The following is a 3,473-nucleotide window of genomic DNA, read 5'->3' on the forward strand; positions in this document are numbered from 1 at the left end:
AGCGATCCACTCCTACACCGGCGACCAGCCGACGCTCGACACCATGCACAAGGACCTCTACCGCGCCCGCGCCGCGGCGCTGTCGCAGATCCCGACCTCGACCGGTGCCGCCAAGGCGATCGGCCTGGTCCTGCCCGACCTCAAGGGCAAGCTCGACGGCATCTCGATCCGCGTGCCGACCCCGAACGTCTCGGTGGTCGACTTGAAGTTCGTCGCCAAGCGTTCGACCACGCCGCAGGAGATCAACGAAGCGCTGATCGCCACCTCCAAGGGCAAGCTCAAGGGCGTGCTCTCGGTCACCCATCACCCGAACGTCTCGATCGACTTCAACCACGATCCGCACTCCTCGATCGTGGCCCTCGACCAGACCAAGGTCATGGACGGAAACTTCGTTTCGGTGCTGTCCTGGTACGACAATGAATGGGGCTTCTCGAACCGCATGGGCGACACTGCCGTCGCCTTCGGCAAAACCATCGCCTGATCCAGGCTCGCTAAGCAGTTTCGAACGCCCGGCCCCGGCCGGGCGTTTTCGTTTTAGTCTCGGCGGTTCCGCATGTCGTGGAGATTAGCCGCAACATCAGTCGCTCCGCCCGTGGATGACGAGAGGAAAGCGGCTCCTCCATTTCCCCACGCCAGCAGAATCCAAAAAACCACGCTGTTGCCTTGCACTGGTCATGTCTTCGCCCCACTCTCCCTTAAATCGACAAATGAGAGGGACTTGAGGGGCACTGGCGGATGGAGCATGCGATCTATCTCGTGACGCTGGTCGGCACGGCGCTCATTGTTGCCGCCGCGTTTTCGAGCCTGATCGCCTTCCGCTTCGGCGCTCCTTTGCTGCTCCTCTTTCTCTGCATCGGGCTTGCCACCGGCGTCGACGGCCTCGGCATCGAATTCGACAACGCGCGGCTGGCTTATTTTGCCGGCTCACTGGCTTTGGCCATCATCCTGTTCGACTCTGGTTTCGGCACCCCGCTCAACGCGCTGAAGCAAGCGGCCGGGCCGGCACTGTCGCTGGCCACGATAGGCGTCATCCTGACCACCGGCATCTTTGCCGTCGCCGCCTCCTATTTTCTCAAGCTCAGCTGGCTGGAATCCTCGCTGCTCGGCGCCGCCGTCGCCTCGACCGACGCGGCCGCCGTGTTCTTCCTGCTCCGCGCCGGCGAGATCCATCTGCGCGAGCGCGTGCGATCGACGCTCGAAGTGGAATCCGGCACCAACGACCCGATCGCCATCTTCCTCACCATCACCCTGGTCGAGATCATCGCCGCGCATGCAAACCCCGAGGCCAATGTGCTGGCCGCCAATCTCTTGCTCGGCTTCCTCGCCAATATGGGGCTCGGCGCCGTGATCGGCGTCCTCGGCGGCTTCGGCATCGTGCGTCTGGTCGAGCGGCTCAACCTGGATCACGGCCTGCTGCCGATCTTCGTGCTGACGCTGTCGCTGATGGTGTTTGCCGCCGCCGGCGCGGTCGGCGGCTCAGGCTTCCTCGCCGTCTACCTTGCCGGGCTGATCGCCGGCAATTCCGACATCCGCGCCGTCACCATCCTGAGGCGTTTCCAGGACGGCATGTCGTGGCTGGCGCAGATCATCATGTTCCTGATCCTCGGCCTGTTCGCCACACCCTCGCAGTTCCCGGCGATCCTGGTGCCGGCGGTGCTGCTCGGCCTGTTCCTGATCTTCGTCGCGCGGCCTTTGGCCGTCTGGCTCTGCCTGATCCCCTTCCGCCTGCCGCGTCCCGAGGTCGCCTTCGTGTCCTGGGTCGGCCTGCGCGGCGCGGTCTCGATCCTGCTTGCCATCACGCCGCTGCTCGGCGGCCTCGAGCATGGCCGCCTGATCTTCAACGCTGCCTTCATCATCGTGCTTGTGTCGCTGGTGGTGCAGGGCTGGACGGTCGGTCCCCTGGCGCGCCGCCTCGGCCTGATCGTGCCGGCCCGTCTCGGGCCCCTGGACAAGGTGGAGCTCGAATTGCCGGGCTCAGCCCATCACGAGCTGCTCGCCTATCGCGTGGCGCCCGGCAGCCCGGTTGCGCGCGGCGAGCGCATCCCGCGCTGGGCAAGGCCCTCGCTGGTGCTGCGCGACGGCCGCTCGATGCGCTTTCAGGACATGGGCCGTCTCACCGCTGGCGACCAGGTCTATATCTTCGTGCCGGATCGCTATCCGCGCCTGCTCGACAAGCTTTTCGCCAGCCGCGCCGTGGTCGACCCCGAGGACGCCGACTTCTTCGGCGCCTTTGCCGTCGATCCGGCCCGCTCCGCGGCGGAGCTGGAAGCGGCCTATGGGCCCGGCCTTACCGAGGCCGAACAGAAGCTCACCGTCGCGGCGCTCGTTACCGAGCGGCTCGGCGGCCATGCCGAATATGCCGACCGCGTGATGATCGGGCCGATCGAGCTGATCGTGCGCGACGTCGACGAGAAAGGCCGGATCACCGGGCTCGGCCTGTCCTTCGAGCCGACCGCGCCGGTGGCGCGCGTGCCGGTGTTCATGAGCGCCGGCGAGATCGGCGATCGCATAGCGGCCCTGATTCGCAACTGGCGCAGGCCGGTGGAAAAGCAGCCGGTCGAGGACGTACCGATCGATCCCGTGGCGCCGGCACTGGGCGAGCAAAAGGCAACCGGCGAAGGCTGATGTCTCATGGCGACATCATTTTTGCGCGCGCGCTTTAACGCGGCTCTTGCATCGCCGCCGCTGCCGGGTAAGGTCCCCGCGTTTTCGCTAGAGCAATTCCATGAAAAGTGTGGGCGGCTTTCCGTCCGGAATTGCCTCACGCACCAGGAAGGAACGACCATGGCCCGCTTCAAGACACTCGATGACATCGGCGCCGTCAGCGGCAAGCGCGTCCTGGTGCGCATCGACCTCAACGTTCCTGTCGCCGACGGCAAGGTGATCGACGCCACTCGCATCGAGCGCATCGCGCCGACCATCGCCGAGCTCTCGAAAAAAGGCGCCAAGGTCATCCTGCTTGCGCACTTCGGCCGTCCGAAGGACGGTCCGTCGGCCGAATTCTCGCTGGAGCCGATCGCCAGGGCCACGGCCGAGGTTCTCGGCCTCCCCGTCCGCTTCGCCGCCGACTGTATCGGCGACAAAGCCGCCGAAGGCGTTGCCGCCATGAAGGACGGCGACGTGCTGCTGCTCGAAAACACCCGCTTCTACAAGGCCGAGGAGAAGAATGACCCGGCCTTCACGGAAAAGCTCGCCGCCAATGGCGACATCTATGTCAACGACGCCTTCTCCGCCGCGCACCGCGCGCATGCGTCGACCGAAGGCCTGGCGCACCGGCTGCCGGCCTATGCCGGCCGCACCATGCAGGCCGAGCTCGACGCGCTGGAAAAGCTTCTCGCCGGCGCCAAGCGCCCGTTCGTCATCCTCGGAGGCACGCGCTGGGACGAGCAAGCGGTGGCGCGGATGCACGCCATCGCCGAGGCATGGTCATTGCCCGTAGGATGCTCCTTCCGCCGCCAGATGCTGTTCGATCA

At 65.8% G+C, this 3,473-nt stretch carries 2 protein-coding genes and 1 pseudogene; all 3 read left to right on the top strand.

The window, feature by feature from the left end:
- Positions 1-481 (top strand): annotated as a pseudogene (locus tag EOA28_RS29185) (glyceraldehyde-3-phosphate dehydrogenase); the annotation flags it as partial.
- Between the two features lie 254 nt (positions 482-735).
- Positions 736-2,625 carry a potassium/proton antiporter gene (locus EOA28_RS29190; RefSeq protein WP_245463397.1) on the top strand — a complete coding sequence of 630 codons (1,890 nt, stop codon included), beginning with the start codon at positions 736-738 and terminating at the stop codon, positions 2,623-2,625.
- Between the two features lie 159 nt (positions 2,626-2,784).
- Positions 2,785-3,473, top strand: a 689-nt coding sequence (gene pgk, locus EOA28_RS29195) for a phosphoglycerate kinase (protein ID WP_128315544.1), incomplete at its 3' end; no start/stop codon positions are given.

The organism is Mesorhizobium sp. M2A.F.Ca.ET.067.02.1.1, from assembly GCF_004023285.1.
GTDB lineage: Bacteria > Pseudomonadota > Alphaproteobacteria > Rhizobiales > Rhizobiaceae > Mesorhizobium.

Bases quoted from the DNA above. Each gene is read 5' to 3' on its own strand.
- EOA28_RS29190 (WP_245463397.1), top strand. From the start codon at position 736: ATGGAGCATGCGATCTATCTCGTGACGCTGGTCGGCACGGCGCTCATT.